This is a genomic window from Streptomyces sp. Xyl84 (assembly GCF_059731885.1).
In genome coordinates this window covers 5,821,081-5,839,312 of the sequence record NZ_AP029182.1, presented here as the reverse complement: position 1 = coordinate 5,839,312, position 18,232 = coordinate 5,821,081, and the positions used below count along the sequence as shown (strand labels likewise).

18 protein-coding genes are annotated in these 18,232 nt (G+C 74.5%); 6 read left to right on the top strand and 12 right to left on the bottom strand.

What is annotated here, in order from left to right:
* Positions 1–21: 21 nt before the first annotated feature.
* Positions 22–2,817, bottom strand: a complete 2,796-nt coding sequence (locus AC6I72_RS25310; RefSeq protein WP_498003456.1) for a penicillin acylase family protein — start codon at positions 2,815–2,817, stop codon at positions 22–24.
* Positions 2,818–2,915: 98 nt separating this feature from the next.
* On the opposite strand from AC6I72_RS25310, the gene AC6I72_RS25305 reads away from it, so the two are divergent.
* From AC6I72_RS25305 to AC6I72_RS25295, 3 genes are all read left to right on the top strand, one after another.
* On the top strand, positions 2,916–3,071 hold the full coding sequence (locus tag AC6I72_RS25305) for a hypothetical protein (protein ID WP_498003455.1): 156 nt from the start codon (positions 2,916–2,918) through the stop codon (positions 3,069–3,071).
* 15 nt (positions 3,072–3,086) lie between these two features.
* Complete coding sequence (locus AC6I72_RS25300; RefSeq protein ID WP_037859499.1) at positions 3,087–3,692, top strand: hypothetical protein; 606 nt, start codon at positions 3,087–3,089, stop codon at positions 3,690–3,692.
* A 219-nt stretch (positions 3,693–3,911) separates the two neighbouring features.
* Positions 3,912–4,649, top strand: a complete 738-nt coding sequence (locus tag AC6I72_RS25295) for a 3-keto-5-aminohexanoate cleavage protein (RefSeq protein ID WP_498003454.1) — start codon at positions 3,912–3,914, stop codon at positions 4,647–4,649.
* A 101-nt stretch (positions 4,650–4,750) separates the two neighbouring features.
* Here AC6I72_RS25295 and soxR read toward each other — a convergent pair whose 3' ends face one another.
* Complete coding sequence (gene soxR, locus AC6I72_RS25290; RefSeq protein ID WP_498003453.1) at positions 4,751–5,254, bottom strand: redox-sensitive transcriptional activator SoxR; 504 nt, start codon at positions 5,252–5,254, stop codon at positions 4,751–4,753.
* A gap of 116 nt (positions 5,255–5,370) precedes the next feature.
* Here soxR and AC6I72_RS25285 point away from each other — a divergent pair, with 116 nt between their 5' ends.
* Entirely contained in the window at positions 5,371–5,832 is a 462-nt protein-coding gene (locus AC6I72_RS25285; RefSeq protein WP_498004819.1) for a MaoC family dehydratase, read from the top strand.
* Here AC6I72_RS25285 and AC6I72_RS25280 read toward each other — a convergent pair.
* From AC6I72_RS25280 to AC6I72_RS25270, 3 genes are all read right to left on the bottom strand, one after another.
* Positions 5,823–6,482, bottom strand: a complete 660-nt coding sequence (locus AC6I72_RS25280; protein ID WP_498003452.1) for a TetR/AcrR family transcriptional regulator — start codon at positions 6,480–6,482, stop codon at positions 5,823–5,825. The two genes, AC6I72_RS25285 and AC6I72_RS25280, sit on opposite strands and share 10 nt — an antisense overlap.
* A gap of 157 nt (positions 6,483–6,639) precedes the next feature.
* Positions 6,640–6,927, bottom strand: a complete 288-nt coding sequence (locus AC6I72_RS25275; RefSeq protein WP_366725710.1) for a YiaA/YiaB family inner membrane protein — start codon at positions 6,925–6,927, stop codon at positions 6,640–6,642.
* A gap of 189 nt (positions 6,928–7,116) precedes the next feature.
* Positions 7,117–8,268, bottom strand: a complete 1,152-nt coding sequence (locus AC6I72_RS25270) for an acyl-CoA dehydrogenase family protein (protein WP_498003451.1) — start codon at positions 8,266–8,268, stop codon at positions 7,117–7,119.
* Between the two features lie 89 nt (positions 8,269–8,357).
* Here AC6I72_RS25270 and AC6I72_RS25265 point away from each other — a divergent pair, with 89 nt between their 5' ends.
* Positions 8,358–9,011, top strand: a complete 654-nt coding sequence (locus AC6I72_RS25265) for a TetR/AcrR family transcriptional regulator (protein ID WP_498003450.1) — start codon at positions 8,358–8,360, stop codon at positions 9,009–9,011.
* 224 nt (positions 9,012–9,235) lie between these two features.
* The gene (locus AC6I72_RS25260) at positions 9,236–9,943 is read left to right on the top strand and encodes an ArsR/SmtB family transcription factor (protein ID WP_498003449.1); all 708 of its coding nucleotides are present in this window, start codon (positions 9,236–9,238) and stop codon (positions 9,941–9,943) included.
* A gap of 79 nt (positions 9,944–10,022) precedes the next feature.
* Here the strand turns inward: AC6I72_RS25260 and AC6I72_RS25255 are convergent, their stop codons facing one another.
* The 7 genes from AC6I72_RS25255 to AC6I72_RS25225 form a co-directional block, all read right to left on the bottom strand.
* Positions 10,023–11,105, bottom strand: a complete 1,083-nt coding sequence (locus AC6I72_RS25255; RefSeq protein ID WP_498003448.1) for a Zn-dependent alcohol dehydrogenase — start codon at positions 11,103–11,105, stop codon at positions 10,023–10,025.
* A 14-nt stretch (positions 11,106–11,119) separates the two neighbouring features.
* A complete protein-coding gene (locus tag AC6I72_RS25250) occupies positions 11,120–12,508 on the bottom strand; it encodes an aldehyde dehydrogenase family protein (RefSeq protein ID WP_498003447.1) in 1,389 nt (462 codons plus the stop codon).
* A gap of 332 nt (positions 12,509–12,840) precedes the next feature.
* On the bottom strand, positions 12,841–14,190 hold the full coding sequence (locus AC6I72_RS25245; RefSeq protein ID WP_498003446.1) for an ABC transporter ATP-binding protein: 1,350 nt from the start codon (positions 14,188–14,190) through the stop codon (positions 12,841–12,843).
* 590 nt (positions 14,191–14,780) lie between these two features.
* Positions 14,781–15,545 (bottom strand): class F sortase, encoded by a 765-nt coding sequence (locus AC6I72_RS25240; protein ID WP_498003445.1) that lies wholly within the window; start codon positions 15,543–15,545, stop codon positions 14,781–14,783.
* Entirely contained in the window at positions 15,532–16,206 is a 675-nt protein-coding gene (locus tag AC6I72_RS25235) for a hypothetical protein (RefSeq protein ID WP_498003444.1), read from the bottom strand. Before AC6I72_RS25235 ends, AC6I72_RS25240 begins: the two co-directional genes overlap by 14 nt.
* A gap of 343 nt (positions 16,207–16,549) precedes the next feature.
* The gene (locus AC6I72_RS25230) at positions 16,550–17,167 is read right to left on the bottom strand and encodes a TetR/AcrR family transcriptional regulator (protein ID WP_498004818.1); all 618 of its coding nucleotides are present in this window, start codon (positions 17,165–17,167) and stop codon (positions 16,550–16,552) included.
* Between the two features lie 271 nt (positions 17,168–17,438).
* Positions 17,439–18,134 (bottom strand): hypothetical protein, encoded by a 696-nt coding sequence (locus AC6I72_RS25225; protein WP_498003443.1) that lies wholly within the window; start codon positions 18,132–18,134, stop codon positions 17,439–17,441.
* Positions 18,135–18,232: the final 98 nt, after the last annotated feature.

Genomic DNA, 18,232 nt, shown 5'->3' with positions numbered 1-18,232 from the left:
CCCGCCGCCGGCACCCGGACGTCACCGGTGGGAGGTGTACTCCACCACCTGCTGGAAGGTGGGCCGGTTCTGCCAGCTGATGCTGCCGTGCTTGATGCCGCCCAGCGGGCGCTGGACGATCGAGTCGGCGCACCACTGGTCGCCAGCCGAGCACTGGTCGTCGCCGGGGTAGACCTGGGCCGCGGTCAGGCCCGCGGCCTGTTTGAGCGTGGCGGCCAGGGTGTCGTGGCAGGCGGTGAGGCTGCCGGCGCCGCAGTACTTGTCCGCCAGCGGCCCCCGCACCTGCTCACCGAGCACCGCCCGGATGTCCTTGTCGACATAGCTCCACCAGCCGTACTGGAAGGCGCTGCCGGCGTGCGAGCCGGTCGGGCCGTGTCCGGCCGACGGGGACTCGTCGACGGGCAGGTTCGCGCCGAAGGCGGTGAACAGGTCGCTGCCGAGGCCCGGTTCGAACTCGGCCTTGACCAGCAGCGGCCACCAGGCGTCCAGGATGCGGATCGCGTCGGCGTCGGCGTACTTCTTGGAACCGGCCGAGGTCTCGGTGCGGTGGGCGCCCGCGGCCACCCAGGCCCGCAGCTTGTCCACGGCCGCCGCTGTCGCGGGGTCGGTGACCGGTGAGCTGTCGAGCACCTTGAGCAGTTTCGGCAGCACGTCCTCGGCGCGCAGGTCGGCGACGGCCGCGTCCGCCATCGCCCGGGTGAGCGAGGCCCTGGTCACCCCGCCGGAGGCGACGAGCTTCTTCACCCGGTCCTCCAGCAGGTTGCCGCGGTGCACCGAGCCCTCGCCCCAGGGCGCCGCAGCGTAGTCCTCGGCCTGCTTGTTGTTCCAGGAGATGTAGTAGTCCTGGTCGACCGAGTTGGGGTGCGCGGCGGGCGCGGTGTAGTCGGCGGTGTTGGCCGCCGGGTCCCAGCCGCGCCACTCGTACGGCTGCCGTGCCCAGACCGGGAACTCGGCGTCGACGCCGTCGGCCCGCACCGGGTTGTCACCGCTGTTGTAGTAGGCGGTGTGCGCGGAGTCGGCGTAGAACCAGTTGAAGGTGAAGTTGATGTGCTGCGCGGCCTTCTGGAAGTCCTGCGGGCCCTGGACGAAGCCGGGGTCGTTGAGCATCTGGAAGCCGATGATCGAGTCGGCCTCGTGCAGGTAGGAGGAGCGCAGGGTGGTGTAGGCGACCTTCTTGCCGCCGACGGTGGCGCGGTACTGGACCGGGCCGTACTTGGTGCGCCACACCCGCATCGTGTAGGAGCCGGCCTTGGTGCCGTCGGCCACGGTCGGCTTCCAGGCGTTGGCCTGCTGGACCTGGTCCATGGCCGTGCAGGTGCCGTGGTAGAGGTAGTGGTGGTCGTCCTGGCACAGCTCGACGGCGTAGGTGTCGATGATGTCCTGGCCGGAGGTCGTGGCGCTCCACGAGTAGTCCTGGCCGCGCCCGAGTTCGACGTACATGCTCAGGCCCGCGAAGGAGGCGCCGCGGGCGCTGATGCCGGGGCCCTGGATCTCCTGGAGCAGCAGGAGCTGGGGCGCGAAGTAGCCGGTCTGCGGGCCGAAGACGGCGACGGGATGGCCGCCGGCGGTGTGCTCGCCGCCGACGACGAGGGCGTTGGACATGCCCCGCCGGGCCGAGGAGAGGGCGGTCTTCGCGGCCGTGGCGGCCGCGGTGGCCGCCGAGCGGGCGGTGGCGCTGCCCGTGCGGTCGTACAGGAGGGGTTCCTCGGTGACCGAGCCCGCGTCGGGCAGGGCCTCGCCCTTCGGGGACCCGGGCCTGGTGGCGTACGGGAAGCTCTGGCCGTCGTGGAGGGTGAGGACGGCCTCGGGGTCGTTGCGCTCGCGGAAGGACTCCCAGACCCGGGTGCCCTCCTCGACGCCGTACTTGGCCTGGGCGGCCATCAGGGAGAGGGCGTTGTTCACCTCGCCGCCCCCGCCGGCGCCGAACAGCGAGCCGACCACCGAGGCCAGCGCGACCAGGTCGGTGACCTTGAAGTGGTCGATGGTGCCGGCGTTGGTGATCGCGTCCTTGTGGCCGGTCAGGACGTACTCGCCGGGGAAGTAGCGTCCGGGGTCGGCGGCGTCGATGTAGGCGTTGATGCCCGCGAGGTAGGCGTTCACGTCCGCGAGGGCCTGCTGCCCGCGCGCGCCGTTCTTCGCCACGGCGCTGTCGATCTGGGCCTGGAGGTCGGCCTCGGTGTAGGGCGCGTTGCGGTAGAACTGCTGCTCCAGGCCCTGGTTGGCGGGTGCGCCGCCCGCGAAGGAGGTCAACTGGCCGCGGCCGACGTGCCGGAAGACGTCCATGAGCCACAGCCGGTCCTCGGCTGCGGCGTACCCGGCGCCGAACTCGGTGCCGTAGCGGGTGGTGCCCGTGATGTGCGGCACGCCGGTCTTCTTGTCCCGGACGATCGTGACGTCGCCGCGGCCCGCGGGCTTCTCGGTGGAGGCGACCTGGTCGGCCCGGACGCCGAACGAGGCGTCGTTGAAGAAGGTGTTGATCGTGTCGTCGGTCAGGGCGGGGTAGCCCTTGGCCAGGTTCGCGTAGGGGCCGAGCTGGTCCTCGGCGTGGGCGGGCTGGGTGCCGAAGCCCTGGTTGAGGAGGATCTGGGCGAGGGTGGCGTTGCCGTTCTCGCCCGGCGGCAGGATGTCCGAGCACCGGCCGCCGCAGTAGTCGTCGGCCGCCGCGGCCTTCGGCGCCGCGTCCGCCGCGACCGCTTGGGAAAAGGGTGACAAAAGACCGGCAACGAGGACGCATACGGATGCGGTCTTCAGGAACCCGGGGAATCTGTGGGGAGTTCTCACTCTGTCGAGCGCGCTGTGTGGGGTGCGCCGTGGCATGACTGCTCCTCCCGACGGGGGTGGAGCGGGACGTTACCGGCGGTATCCCCGAGTTGGAAGATGAGCACGCGTCACTTTTTGGAGTCCGAGGGAGGGACATGACGGTCGCGCGGGGCGAATCCATGACGGATACCGGAAACCGGATGGAGCCGAATCGCGGGCCGGCACGTCTATCTGACGACGTCGGCAGTGCGCTGGTGCAGGACGACGCCGGAGTTCCCCACGTACAGCTACAGGTGCAGGTGCAGGTGTGACGGAGGTGCAGGGCGATGGCCGGTTTCCGGAGTCTGGCGAGACAGGTGAGGGATCCGCGGTGCGATCTGGCGCTGCGGCGCTACTCACTGCGCAAGTGCCTTGAGCGGTTCGCCCCTTACGGGCACCGGGCGACCTGGGACCACCTGTGCTCCCGGGCCGGGTTCGGCCCCGAGGACAGGTCTCCCGACCCGGTGCGGCTCGTGGCCGCGCTGGAGGAGCTGGAGGAGGCGCGCTCGGTGTGGCTCGACTACGAGTCGGAGTTCGCCGGGCGCCGCAGGAAGGAGAAGCACGACGGGCTGCGCCGCCCGGGCAGCGTGGACGACTGGCACCGGCTCACCTGGGGCGGCTTCGGGGTCGCGTGGTGCGACGACCCGCGGGTCCACCCGCGCCGGCCCCTGGCCGAGGTACTGCGCCGGCTGATCGCCGCGCTGGAGCGCGCGCCCGGCGCGGAGTGCCCGGTGTGCGGCGGCGAGCGGCTGGTGTGGCGCTACGGCCTGGACCACGAGCCGTCCGCCGGCCCGGTCTGCGCGGACTGCGGCATCCTGGTCCCGCGCCCCGTCCTCACCCCCGAGGCACTGGCGTCCGCCCGGCGCGGGCAGCGGCTGCTGGTGTCGGCCTGAGCGGACGGCTCGCCCACGCGGCCTGAGCACTCGGCCCGAGCAGGGGCGGGGGCGCGCCGGGCGCGTGCCGCGTCGGTCCGAGATGTGGCGGGGCGTGCCGGGCTGCACCGGGGATGCCTCATCCTCTGGACCGGGGCGGGCGGCCCCTGCGAGGCCAGGGGCACGCGGCCCGTCCGCGGCCGAGGAGTGTCCCGGTGCGGGGCGGGGCACTGTCCCGCCATGCAGGCATGTCTCAACGGAGCCCGGACGGCCGCGGACGGCACGGCGGTGCCGCTCACCCCGCGGGCGCTCGCCGAGTCCGCGGCGCGGGCCGTCGCGGCCGGCGCCACCGAGGTCGTCGTCCGGCCGCGCACGCCCTGCGGGCGGGAGAGCCTGTCGCCGCGCGTGGTGGCGCCCGCGGTCGAGGCGGTCCGGGCCCGGGTGTCCGTGCCGGTCGGAGTGGCCACCGGGGCCCGGACGGAGCCTGGGGCGCCGACCCGCGCGGCGCGCGTGCGGGAGTGGGCGGTGCTGCCCGACTTCGCCCGCGTCGACTGGCACGCACCGGACGCGGAGGAACTGGCCGTCGTCCTGCTCGCCCTGGGCGTCGGCGTGGAGGCCGGTCTGCGGTCGGGCACGGACGGCCCGGACCGGTTCGCCGTCTCGCCGCTCGGTCCCCGGGTGCGGCGCGTCCTGGCGGAGGTGGCGGACCCGTCCGCCGCGACCGCCGAGGCGTCGGCCCGCGCTCTGCTGACGGCCGTCGGCGCGGCGCACGGCCGCCCGGTCCTGCTGCACGGCAGGGAGGGCGGTGCCTGGCCGGTCCTGCGCCTGGCCGGCCGGCTGGGCCTGGCGGCCCGGGCCGGTCTGGCGGACACGCTGGTCCTGCCGGACGGGCGACGGGCCTGCTCGAACGCCGAGTTGGTCGCGGAAGGCCTGCGCCTGCACGGACACGGCGGCCGGAGCCGTAGGCAACAGCCGTAGGCTGGCGGTCCTTCTCGCCACGCCCGCGGGACGGTGCGGGAAGGGCGGCCGGCGCCCGCCTCCGCCCGGCGCATCCGCCGCTCGGGCTCGGACGGCGGCGGTCAGGCCCGGGTGCTCCGGGCGGACGCGGTGTCGCCGCCGCGCCCGCCGCCGCGCTCCACCATCAGACGCGAGCCGGCGCGCTGTTCACCGAAGACGTCGTCCGGGTTGGACAGGACGCAGGTGTCCAGGGAGAGACAGCCGCAGCCGATGCAGTCGGTCAGGTGGTCGCGCAGCCGGTTGAGCTGCTTGATGCGCTCGTCCAGTTCCGCGCGCCAGGCCGCGGAGAGACGGGCCCAGTCCTCGCGGGTGGGGGTGCGCTCCTCGGGGAGTTCGGCGAGTGCCTCACGGATCGTGGCCAGCGGGATGCCGACGCGCTGCGCGGCCCGTACGAAGGCGACCCGCCGCAGCGCGTCCCGGCTGTACCGGCGCTGGTTGCCGGTGGTGCGCCGGCTGCTGATCAAGCCCTTGGCCTCGTAGAAGTGGAGGGCGGAGACGGCCGCTCCGCTGCGGGCGGACATCTGGCCCACGGTCAGCTCGTGGATCTTCTCGGGAATCTGGGGCACTCCCCAGAGCCTACCGACCCCGCCGGGCCCGGCCGCGTTGACAGGGACCCGGGGCACCGAGCATGCTAAGCAGTTGCTTAGACATGGACGTACGCGCGATGCGGGAGGCCGGGCACATGGCAGAGCCGAGGATCTTCACCTCCGCCGACGAGCTGAAGGCGGCGGTGGGCGAGCAGCTGGGGTACACCGACTGGCTGGAGATCGACCAGAAGCGGATCGACCTGTTCGCGGAGGCGACCGGCGACCACCAGTGGATCCACGTGGATCCGGAGAAGGCCGCCGCGGGCCCGTTCGGCACGACGATCGCGCACGGCTATCTGACGCTGTCGCTGCTCCCGCTGTTCGGGCCGCAGCTGATCCGCGTGGAGGGCGTGAAGATGGGCGTCAACTACGGCACGAACAAGGTCCGCTTCCCCGCCCCCGTCCCGGTCGGCTCGCGGCTGCGGTCCACCGCCACGATCACGGGCGTGGACGACGTCAGCGGCGGGGTGCAGGTGACCGTCGCCTTCACCGTGGAGCGCGAGGGCGGCGACAAGCCCGTGTGCGTGGCGGAGTCGGTGTCCCGCTACTACCTCTGAGCGGCATCCTGCCCGCGCGCGGTGTCCGTCCGGGCCCCGACCATGCGCAGGACGAGGCCGGCGTAGAGCGCGCCGACCTCTTCCGGGGTGCGGGGGCCCTCCACGTTGAACCAGCGGGCGACGTCGATGCACAGGGAGAGCACGGCCAGCGTCGTGCCGCGCACGTCGGGGACGTCGAACTCGCCCGCGGCCACGCCCTCCTCGATGACCGCGCGCACCTCGGCGTCGACCAGGCGGCGCAGCGCGACGATCTCGGCGCGGGCGTCCGGGCCGAGGGAGTCGAGTTCGTACTGGACGACGCGCGCGGTGGTGCGCCCGCGCGCGTGCCAGCGGACGAAGGAGCTGACGGCGTCGGCGAGCCGCTCGGTCGCGCTGCCCTCGCGCCGGGCCGCGGTGCGCAGGATCTCCAGCGCCTTCTCGTGGCCGATCCGGCTGATGCGATGGAGCAGCTCTTCCTTGGTCTTGTAGTGGATGTAGAGCGCGGCGGGGCTCATGCCGGCGCGGCCTGCGATGTCGCGGGTCGTCGTCGCGTGGTAGCCGCGCTCGGCGAAGGCCTCCACGGCCGCCACGAGCAGCCGCCGGGCCGCGTCAGGGGTGACCTCGGCCCACGGCTGCGCGTCCTGGCCGGCCGTCTCCTCCGCCGTACTCATCGCTCGTTCGACCCCTCTCTGCGTCCGGGGGTCCACCATACCGCCGAAGCTGAGCGGGCGCTTAGCATCCCCGGTCGGCGGGGTCGTACGCCCGGGGCGCGGGACGGGCGAGGCGCGCGGTCCGAGCGAAGGGGCGGGCAGGCTGCGGGGTGCGGGGTCAGATCTTCTCGAAGGGGTCGTGCTCGGCGAGCAGCTTCTCCAGGCGGGCCTGGTCGACCCGGCTGACGATCTGCCCGGCCTCCTGGCGGTCGCGGATCACCTTGGCGAGCGTGAACGCGGAGGTGACGAGGTAGAGGACGGCGATGCCGAGGAAGGACCGGACCCAGGCATCGGCGTCCAGCCGGAAGATGCCGATGGCGGTGGCCGTCATGGCGACGGCGAACGAGGCGACGGCCTGCCCGTAGAAGGCGGCCGTGCTCTGCTGCTTGACCGGTGTGTCACTCATGCGGTTCAGCATCGGCGGGTGTGGCCCCCGCCACATCCGCCGGGATACTCAGTCCACGTACACCACGTACTCAGACACGCGCCGCCCGCCCCGGTCCGCCCGGCCCACCGCCGCGCTCCCGCGTCCACCGGCCCCCCGGGCCGACCGGCCCGGCCGGCCCACTCGCCCGCTACCCGCCCCCGACCGGCCTCAGAAGGCCGAGACGCCCGTCAGCGCCCGTCCGATGACGAGCTTCTGGATCTGGCTCGTGCCCTCGTAGAGGGTCATCACGCGGGCGTCGCGCAGCAGTTTGCCCACCGGGTACTCGTCGATGTAGCCGTAGCCGCCGAAGACCTGGAGGGCGTTGTTGGCGGCGCGCACGGCGGCCTCCGAGGCGAAGAGCTTGGCCTTGGAGGACTCGACGGCGAACGGCTGCCCGCGGTCGACCAGGTCCGCGACCCGCCAGGTCAGCAGCCGGGCGGCGTCCACGTCGACGGCGATGTCGCTGATCAGCTCCTGGACGAGCTGGTGATGTGCGATGGACCTGCCGAACTGCTCGCGCTCGCCGGCGTGCCGGACGGCCGCGTCCAGGGCGGCCTGGGCTATGCCGACGCAGCCCGCCGCCACCGACATCCGGCCCTTGGCCAGCGCCGACATGGCGACGGAGAAACCCTTGCCCTCCGGGCCCAGCATCGCGGAGGCCGGCACGCGCACGTCCTGGAGGACCAGTTCGGCGGTGGCCTGGCCGCGCAGTCCCAGCTTGCCGTGGATGGTGCGGCGGGTCAGGCCCGGGGTGTCGGTGGGCACCAGGAAGGCGGTCACGCCCTTGTGGCCGGGGGCGTCGGTGGAGCGGGCGAAGAGCAGGACGACGTCGGCCCAGGTGCCGTTGGTGATGAACATCTTGCTGCCGTTGACGACGAAGTCGTCGCCGTCGCGCACCGCCCGGGTCGTGAGGCTGCCCGCGTCGGACCCGGTGCCGGGCTCGGTCAGGCCGAAGCAGCCGACGTACGCGCCGGAGGTCAGGCCCGGCAGCCAGCGCCGCTTCTGCTCCTCGTCGCCCCAGGCGGCGACGGTCTTGGCGACCAGGCCGAGCGAGACGGAGACGATCCCGCGCACGGAGGAGTCGCCGCGGCCCAGTTCCTCGGTCACCAGGCAGTAGGAGAGGTGGTCGCCGCCGCTGCCCCCGTACTCCTCGTCGACGGTCAGCCCGAGGAAGCCGACCTCGCCGAGCTTCTTCACGATGGACCGGTCCACTTCCTCGGCGCGGTCCCAGGCCACGACGTGGGGGGTGATCTCCCGCTCGACGAAGTCCCGGGCGAGCTGCCGCACCGCGGTCTGCTCCTCGCTGAGGCCGAGGTTCATGACGGATCACCCCACAGATGACGGATCTTGAAAGCCGTACATTTAAATTACCACTGCTAGTTTTACGGCGCAGCCCTACTATGTGCGCCATGGCCCGACCGCGCAAGCCCCTCCTGAGCACCGACCGCATTGTCACGACGGCGCGGGACCTCGTGGACGCGGAGGGCCTGGCGGCCGTCTCCACCCGCCGGCTCGCGGCCGAACTGGGCGTCAGCGGTCCCTCCCTCTACAACCACTTCCGCACCAAGGACGAGATCCTGGAGGCGGTCGCGGACTCGGTGAGCGCCCAGGTCGACCTGTCGATGTTCGAGGACGGCCGCGACTGGCGGACCGCGCTGCACGACTGGGCCGTCTCCTACCGGGCCGCGCTGCGCGCCCACCCGAACATCGTCCCGGTCCTGGCCCGCGGCCCCGGCCGCCGGCCGGCCGCGCTGCACCTGGCGGACGCCGTGTACGGCGCGATGGTCGACGCGGGCTGGCCGCCCGCGCAGGCCACCTCCATCGGCGCGCTCATGCGGTACTTCGTCATGGGCTCCGCGCTCGGCTCCTTCGCCGGCGGCTTCGTGGACGACGCCGGTGCCTACGACCCCGCCGACTACCCGCACCTGGGCCAGGCCCACCTGCTCGCCGAGCAGCAGGAGAAGATCGACGAGCGGGCCTTCGAGACGGGCCTCGCGGCGCTCCTGGACGGGCTGGCGCAGCAGTACGCGCGGGACGCGGCGGACGCCGAGGCCGGACAGTAGGAGCAGGACGCGAAGGCCGCGCGGGGCGGGCACCACGCGAAGGCCGGGCGGGAGGCGTGGACCGGGCAGGACGCGCAGGGCCCGGAGGACGCGCAGGGCCCGGAGGACGCGCAGGGCCCGGAGGACGCGCAGAGGACGGGCAGGGGCCGTGGACCGGCCGGGAACAGGCGTGCGCGCCCACCGTTCGGCGGCTGCCGAACCGTCCGTGCCGCATGCTGGGACACATGACCTCGAAGGACCCCCAGGCGCCCGGTCTGGCCGCGCTCGCCGGGCTGATCGCCGACGAGACCCGGGCCGCCTGTCTGCTGGCGCTGCTCGACGGACGGGCGTGGACGGCCGGTGAGCTGGCCCGGCACGCGGGCGTGGCCGCCTCGACGCTCAGCGAACACCTGGGCAAGCTCGTCGCGGGCGGTCTGCTCGCCGAGGAGCGGCAGGGCCGTCACCGCTATGTCCGGCTCGCCGACGCGCGGGTGGCGCAACTGATCGAGGACCTGGCCGCGCAGGTCGCCCCGGCGGCGCGCCGGCCGCGCACCCTGCGGGAGGCCGGTGCCGGCTCCGCGATGGCCCGGGGCCGCACCTGCTACGACCATCTCGCCGGGCGGCTCGGCATCGCGGTCACGGACGCGCTGACCGGGCGCGGACTGCTGCGCCAGGACACCGGGTTCGCGCTCACGGACGCGGGGCTGGACTGGTTCGGCGCGGCGGGCATCGCCCTGGACCGCCGGGGCCGGCGTCCGCTCGCGCGGGCCTGCCTCGACTGGACGGAACGGCGCCCCCACCTGGCCGGGATCGCCGGGGCCGCCCTGTGCCGGCACGCCCTGGACAACGGCTGGTGCGTGCGCATCGGCTCGGAGCGGGCGGTGAAGGTCACCCCGGCCGGCGAACACGCGCTGGCCGAGCTGCTCGGCATCGGACGGGCCGCGCTGTGCTGAGTTCCCGGCCGCGGCGACAGGCGGCGTGCCGTGCCCGGGCAGGGCGGCGGTGTCGCGGGCGCGGCCACCCCGGCCGGGCTCAGAACACCACCAGCGCCCGGCCGCCCTTGCCGGCCCGCATGTTCTCGAAGGCGGCCGGGATGCCGTCCAGGGCGATCCGCTCGGTCACCAGCGCGTCCAGGTCCAGGCGCCCGGCGCGGACGTGTCCGGCGAGCACGGGCAGGTCCTCGGCCGGGTCGCAGTTGCCGTAGACACAGCCGCTCAGGGTGCGGCCCCAGTGGAAGATCTCCAGGGCGTTGAAGGTGACCTGCTGGTCCTTGCCGCCGATGCCGACGACGGTGGTCCGGCCGCCGCGGCGGGTGGACTCCCAGGCGGCGCGGATGGAGACGGCGCGGCCCACGCACTCCACGGAGACGTCGACGCCCTGCCTGCCGGTGAGGGCGCGGATCTCGCGCGGGGTGTTCTCCGAGGCGACGACGTAGTCGGTGGCGCCCGCGCGGCGCGCCAGTTCCTCCTTCCCGGGGCTCACGTCAACGGCGATGATCTGCGCGGCACCCGCGATCCGGGCGGCCTGGAGGGTGGCGAGTCCGACGCCGCCCGCGCCGAAGACGGCCACCGTCTCCCCGGCCCGCACCCGGGCCGAGTGGTGGACGGCGCCGTAGCCGGTGAGGACGGCGCAGCCGAGGAGGGCGGCGTCGGTGAGCGGGACGCCGTCGGGCAGGGGCAGGACGCAGGAGGCGGCGACGACCGTCTCCTCGGCGAACGCGGCGACGTTCAGGCCGGGGTGCAGGTCGGTGCCGTCGGCGGTGCGGGCGTGGACGCCGGCGGCGCCGGTCAGCGCGTCGGCGCACAGCCAGACCTCGCCGAGCGAGCAGGCGTGGCAGGTGCCGCAGGAGGGTGCCCAGTTGAGGACCACGGCATCGCCCGGGGCGACGTGGGTGACGCCGTCGCCGACGGCGAGCACGGTGCCCGCGCCCTCGTGGCCGAGGACGGCGGGGACGGGGACCCGCATGGTGCCGTCGGTCAGGGAGAGGTCGGAGTGGCAGACCCCGGCGGCGGCCAGCCGCAGGCGCACCTGGCCGGGGCCTGGTTCGGGCAGTTCGATCCGGGTGATCTCCAGCGGTGAGCCGATGGCGGGCAGGACGGCGGCACGTACGGCCATGACGCGTGACTCCCTTAGAACTGGAGGGACTTGGTCTGGAGGTATTCGGTGAGTCCGTGCGCGCCGAGTTCGCGGCCGACGCCGGAGGACTTGTAGCCGCCGAAGGGGGCCAGCGGGTTGAACCGGCCGCCGTTGATGTCGACCTGGCCGGTGTCCATCCGGCGGGCGAAGGCGACCGCCTCGGCCTCCTCGCCCGCCCAGACGGCGCCGGCGAGGCCGTAGACCGTGCCGTTGGCGATGCGCAGCGCGTCGTCCTCGTCGTCGTAGCGCAGGACCGTCAGGACCGGCCCGAAGATCTCCTCCTGGGCGATGGTCATGTCCGGGGTGACGTCGGCGAAGACGGTCGGGCTGACGTAGTAGCCCCGCTCGCGCGGGGATCCGGGCCCGCCGGCGACCAGGCGCGCGCCCTCGGCGACGCCCTGCTCGATGTATCCGCGCACCCGGGCGAGCTGCTCGGCGCTGACGAGGGGGCCGATGCGGTCGCCGTACTTGGCGGCGGCCGTGGCGGCCAGTTCGACCGCCTCGTCGTAGTGGTCGCGGTGGACCAGCATGCGGGTCCAGGCGCTGCACGTCTGACCGGAGTTGGACATGACGTTGGCGACGCCGACGTTCACCGCCTTGGCCAGGTCGGCGCTGGGCAGGATGACGTTGGCGGACTTGCCGCCCAGTTCCAGGGCGACCCGCTTGACGGCGGCGCCGGCCGTCGCGCCGATCCGCCGGCCCACCGCCGTGGAGCCGGTGAAGGAGACCAGGTCGACGCCGGGGTGCTCGGCGAGCGCCTGCCCGGCGACCGGGCCGAGGCCGGTGACCAGGTTGAAGACCCCGGCCGGGATCCCGGCCTCGTCGACGGCCTCGGCGAAGAGCTGGGCGGTGAGCGGGGTGTCCTCGGCCGGCTTCAGCACCACGGTGCAGCCGGCGGCGAGCGCGGGGGCCGCCTTGGCGACGATCTGGTGCAGCGGGTAGTTCCAGGGCGTGATGGCGCCGACCACGCCGGCCGGCTCGTGCAGGACGGTGGAGTTGCCGACCCGCTCCTCGAAGGCGTACGTCGCCGCGAGGTCGGCGTAGGACGCGGCGACCGCGATCGGCAGGCCCGCGTGGACGGCCTGGGAGAACGGCAGGGGTGAGCCCAGTTCCGCGGTGACGGTCTCGGCGATCTCGTCCTTGCGGGCCGCCAGTACGTCCCGCAGGGCGGCCAGGCGCGCGGCCCGCTCGGCGGGCGGTGTCGCCGCCCAGCCGGGGAAGGCGGCGCGGGCGGCGCGCACGGCGGCGTCGACGTCCTCGGCGGTGCCGGCGGGCACGGTGGCGAACACCTGTTCGTCGGCGGGGTTCACCACCTCGATGACGTCCCGGTCCGGGGCGGGGCGCCAGGCGCCGTCGATGTACATGCCGTCGTGTGCCTTCATCGTGTTCCTCCGGGGCGGGGGCGTCGTCGCGCTCCGTCGCGCGTCACGACCTCGACAGCCCCATAAACTAGCGCCGATAGTTTTGCGGCGCCAGGGACGCGCTCGCGCCCCGCCCGGTGTCCGCCCGTTCACCCGGGCCCGGCGTCCACCCGTCCGCCCCCTCCGCGTCCGGCCGTACGCCCCCCTGGATCCGGCCGTCCGCTCCCCCCGGACCGCCCGGACGTCCCCTGGAACCGGCCGTTTCCCCTCCTCCCGGTCCGCCCGTACGCCCTCGCGTCCGCCCGGACGTCCCCCGGGGCCCGGCCGTCCGCCCAGCCTCCTGGTCCGGCGGTTCACTCCTCCAGGTCCGGGAGGTGCTCCGGGGCCGGGCAGACCCGTTCGCCGTGCTGGTCGAAGACGAAGAGGTGGGCGAGGTCGACGAGGAGCGGCACCTGCATGCCGTGGCGGAGCCGGATGTCCGGGGTGGTGCGCACGACCAGGTCACCGGGGAGGCGGGGCTCGGCGGCGGGGGCGGGTTCGGGTGCGGCACCGGCCTCCTCGGGGCGGTCGAGCACCACCACGGGTCCCGCGCGCAGCGCCCCGGCCCGCCCGCGCAGGCGTTCCAGCACGGTGCCGTCGCGGCGGCGGCGCCGGTCCGGCCGGCCGGTGGGGCGCGGCGCCTCCAGCTCCGGTACGACGGCCGGGCGGGAGCCGGTGTCGAAGTGGACGAGCACCTCGTGTCCCTGGAACTCGAAGTGTTCCACCAGCCCGGTCAGCGGTACCTCACCGGGCCGGGCGGCGGCCGGGTTCGCGATGCGCACGGCCTCCGAGCGCAGTCCCACGATCACCTCGCGCCCCTGCTGCACGCGCAGCAACTGGTGGTCGCGGGAGAGGGGTTCGGGCAGCCGCAGGAACTGCTTGCCCAGGCTGATGGTCATGGCGCCGCCGAGCGGGGCGCGGACCAGGCCGCGCAGCAGGTTGATGCGCGGGGTGCCGACGAAGGCGGCGACGAACACGTTGCGGGGCAGGGCGTAGACGGCGCGCGGCGTGTCGGCCTGTTGCAGCACTCCCCCGCGCAGCACGGCGACCCGGTCGCCGAGCGACATGGCCTCCGACTGGTCGTGGGTGACGTAGACGGTGGTGACGCCCAGTTCCCTGGTGAGCTGGGCGATCTCGGCTCGCAGGTGGTTGCGGAGCTTGGCGTCGAGGTTGGACAGCGGCTCGTCCATCAGGAAGGCGGTGGGGTGGCGGGCGATGGCACGGCCCATGGCGACGCGCTGGCGCTCGCCGCCGGAGAGCTGGCCGGGGAAGCGGTCGAGGAGGTCCTCGATGCCCAGCATCCGGGCGGTGCTGCCGATGCGGGGGCCGTGGTCGGCGCCGGGCGACTCCATGCGCAGCGGGAAGCCGATGTTGTCGCGGCTGGTCATGTTCGGGTAGAGCGCGAAGTTCTGGAAGACCATCGCCATGTCCCGTCCGGCGGGCGGCAGGTCGTTGGCGTACTCGCCGTCGAGCAGCAGCAGCCCCTCGGTGATGTCCTCCAGGCCGGCGATCATCCTCAGCAGGGTGGACTTGCCGCAGCCGGAGGGGCCGAGCAGGACGAGGAACTCGCCGGGCGCGATGTCCAGCGACAGCCGGTCCACCACCCGGGCGGCCTTGCTGGTGTAGGTCTTGCTCACGTCGTGCAGGGAGATGGCGCGTGTCATGAGGCATGCCTTCGGGGACTCACCGGGGCGCCGGGGCCCGGCGCGTCGGACGCCGCGTGCGGGTCGTACGGGGCGTGTGAGTCACGGAAGTTAACGGAATGCACGGGCCCGGGGAAGACACCGGGCACGATCTCGCACGCTTTCGTCCATCAGGTGAGAACAGGGACGAAAGCGGACGCTCGGATTCAGGGCGGCCGGGGAGGAAGGGGCGGGTCGGTGTCCAGAGGCGGAGGGCGGCGACGGGGTCCGGGACGGGCCGCTGGGGGTGGGGCCGGCGGCCGGTGCGCGGGGCGGGACAGGGCGGCCGGGGCGCGGGCGGGGCTGGGCGGGCGGCTCGGGCCGGTAGCGGGGATCCCGGACGAGCGGGAACCGGCCCGGAAGCTGGGACCCCGGACAAGCGTGAAGCCGCCCGGGAGCCGGGGCACGGAACGGACGGGCACCCGCCCGGAGGCCGGGGCACGGAACGGACAGCCAGGGGCCCGGCCCGGTGGCCGGGTCCGGGATCGGACCGGACGGCCAGGGGTCCGGCTCTCGGGCCGGTGCCCGCGCGGGGCGGGCCGCTGGGGCCGGCGCCCCGCCCGGGGTGCGGTTCACTTCGTCGACGTCAGGTGGGCGAAGACGACCACGTTGCTGGAGTAGCCGGTCCGGCGGGTGTAGAGGCCGCCGCAGGTGATGACGTGCAGTTCGGGTCTGCGGGCGGGTCCGTACACCTCCTTGTCCGGGAAGCGGGCCTTGTCGAAGACCCGCACCTTGTCCACGGTGTAGACGGCGGTACGGCCGTCCGCGCGCCGCACCTCGATGCGGCGGCCCGGCGGGAGCTGGCCGAGCGCGGCGAAGACGGCGGGGCCGGTCCTGGTGTCGCGGTGCCCGACCGCGAGGGCGGTGCCGGACTCCCCCGGCGTGGGACCGCCCCGGTACCAGCCGACCAGCTTGGGCTTGTCGACCGGCGGCGTCTGGAGCTGCCGGCCGGCGTCGAGGCCGATCCCGGTGACGGGCGCGTCGATACCGAGGGACGGGATGCGCAGGGAGGCCGCCGGGGAGCGGGGCAGCGGCCGGGGCGGGGGTGCGGCGGGGGCCGTACCGTCCCGGGGGCCGGACCGCTCGCCCTCCGCGCCCGCGCCGCCGGAACCGCCGCCGTCCGGACCGTCGCCCTCCGCCTCCTGCGCCGCGTCCGTCCCCGCGGTGGCCGTGGCGGCGGTGCGCGGTCCGGCCGCCCGCTGCGGCGCGCCGTGGTCGCGGTGCCCCTCGCACCGCATCCCCACCGTCACCAGGACGGCCGTCAGCACGGCCGTCCTGGCGAGGCGGTAGGCGCGCCTGCGCCGCCAGGGCCTGCGTCCGCGCCTACGCGGCACCATCGGTGCGCCGGCGGTTCAGCCGGAGGTACGCGACCCCGCCGACGACGACGAGACCGACGGCCGCGGCCCCGGCCACCGGGGTGAACGCGGCGGCCGAGGCCAGGCCGCCGCCGCCCGCGTGCACGCCGCCCTTGGGGCCCTGCGGGTCCTTGGCCGCAGGTCCGCCGTGCTGGTCGTTGCCGTCACGCTCGTGGTCCTCGATCTGGTCTCCGGGCCCCTGCGCGCCTTCCTTGCGCCCGCTGTCCTCACGGCAGTTGACGTGGAAGATCTTCTCCTTGGGGACGCCCGCGACGGTCCACATGAGCTTGTACTGCCCGTCGGCCAGCCCGAGCGGGTCGGTGTGTCCGGCACCGGCGGCCAGCGCGATGGTGCCGGTCACGGTGGCGCTGGTGGGCAGCGGGGGCATGGCCTGGATGGTGTAGCCGATGGTCGGCAGGACGTCGAAGTTGACGGCGTCCAGGTAGAACCGGCAGGTGACCGGGTCGTCCTTGGAGACGCCGAAGGGCACGCCCACCCGGTGGATCTTGATGTCGCCGGCCTCCCCCTGGGCCACGGCGACGGGCGCTGCCAGCCACGTGGCACCCGCCGCGGTCAGGGCCGTCAGGGCCGCGGCGGCACGGACGCGGGAGCCGAGGGTGCGTGGGAGTGTCAGGGTGGGCATGCGCGTTCCTCCGAGTCAGACGATTTTCATACAAATCGCTCTTTCACCTGACTCTCTTTCACATCACCCACCGGGTTCACCGCACCTCGCCCCGACGCGCCGCCCACTGTCATCCGTCCGGCGCAACGGAGCGCCGGACACGTCCGCCGTACGTGGCACACGCCCGGCGTTCACGGCGCGCGGCCACCGTGCGCGGCACACGGCCGGCGTACAGCGCAGGAGCGCACGCCCGGCGTGCGGCGCAGGTCCGGCGCACGGCACATGCCGGGTGCGGGGCACGCGCCCGGCGTACGGCGCAGGCACCGTGCACGGCACGCGCCCGGCTCCGGCACGCGGGGTCCGCTCAGTCCAGCACCCGGCCCAGGTACGCCCGCAGCAGCTCCCGCATCTCGCCGATGATCTTCTCGTCGCCGCCGGGATCGACCCGGAAGGCGAGCTGGACGAGGGTGTCGGCGGTCTCCACGGCTATCAGGAACGTGCGGCGCAGATCGTCGCCGGGTTCCTGGCGCAGGTGACCGGCCAGCAGCTGGGTGAGGAGGTCGGCGAGGCGGTGGTTGGGCTCGGCGTGACGGGCGCCGAGCGGTATCTGGTTGCCGAAGTCGACGAGCGAGAAGCCGGGGGCGGTGCGCTTCATCGCCAGGTACTCGTCGAGCACGGCGTCCAGGGCGGAGCGCCAGCCGCCGTCCGCCGTCTCCTTCAGGCGTTCCCGTACGCGTTCGGTGTAGCGCTCCAGGTTGCGGTGGGCCAGCGCGTCGGCCATCGCGCGCTTGTTGCCGAAGAACCGGTAGACCGAGCCGATGGGCACGCCTGCGCGCAGGGCGACGGCGCGCGTGCTCAGCGCGTCGTAACCGACCTCGTCGAGGAGATCGGCGCAGGCGTCGAGGATCCTGGTCAGCCGTTCGGCGCTGCGCCGCTGCACGGGCGCGCGGCGGAGCGGGGTCGCATGGGGCACGGGCCTCATCATGCCTGTCCGCGGCAGCCGGGTGAAGCGCGCCCGGATGCACGCGCCAGGACCGCCGGTGCCCCCGGCGCACGAACGGCACACGCCACGCCCACCTCCGCCACCGCACCGCCGCCCGCCGGGGACGCTCCACCCGCCGCTGCCGCCTCACCCCTTGCGCGCGTCGTACCACCCGCCCGCGTCGTCCCGCCGGCCACTGCCGCCTCACCCGCTGCGGGCGTCGCCCCACCCGCCGCCTCACCCCCTGCGGGCGCCGCACCCCCTGCCCGCGTCACCCCGCCCCCGAACGAAGCACCATCCCGCGACACAGCGCCGCTCCCGGGCGCCGCACCACCCCCCGCCGCAGCCCTGTCCCCCGCCGTAGCGCCCTGCCCCGCAGCGCCGTCCTCCCCCGTAGCGCCGTCCCCCGCGTCGCGCCCTTCCCCGGCGTGGCGCCGTCCCCCGGCGTGGCGCCCTCCGTGGCGTGCGGGTCGGACGCCGTGATGTCCGCCGTGCTCTGCACCGGTTTGCCGGACACCGCCCACACCGTGTCGTCGTCGGCGTACAGCCGGGCCGTGACGTGGTGGGTGCCGCGCGGGACCAGGCGGGCGGAGAGGCGGTACTCGGGGGCGCGCAGACGGCCCACGGGACGGCCGTCGACCAGCAGCCGGGCGAGCCCGCGCCCGGCGGCGGGGCGTGCCGCGGCGCCGGCCGGGGAGAAGCGGAAGCGGCGGACGGTCAGCCGCACGTCCCAGCTGCCGGCGGCGTCCGGCCGCACCTCGACGCCGATCTCCGGTGCGTCCTTCCTGTCCACCTCACGGAAGGCCCGCCCCTCCTCGTCGGTGTGGCCGGTGATCCTGCCCACCGGGCCTGCCGATTTCCCTTCCCCGCTCCCCCGCGCGCCGCCCGCGCCGCACCCCGCCGATCCGGCGAGCAGCAGGGCACAGACCGCGAGCGCGGCGAGAGGCCGGCGCGTCCACGACGTCATGCACCGGAGAGTAGAACAGCGGTCCGATGGCCGGATCCCTCTCAGGTCGGGTTCCGGCCGTCCGCCGCAAGGAGGGCCCGTGGCCCTCTTGCGCGCGC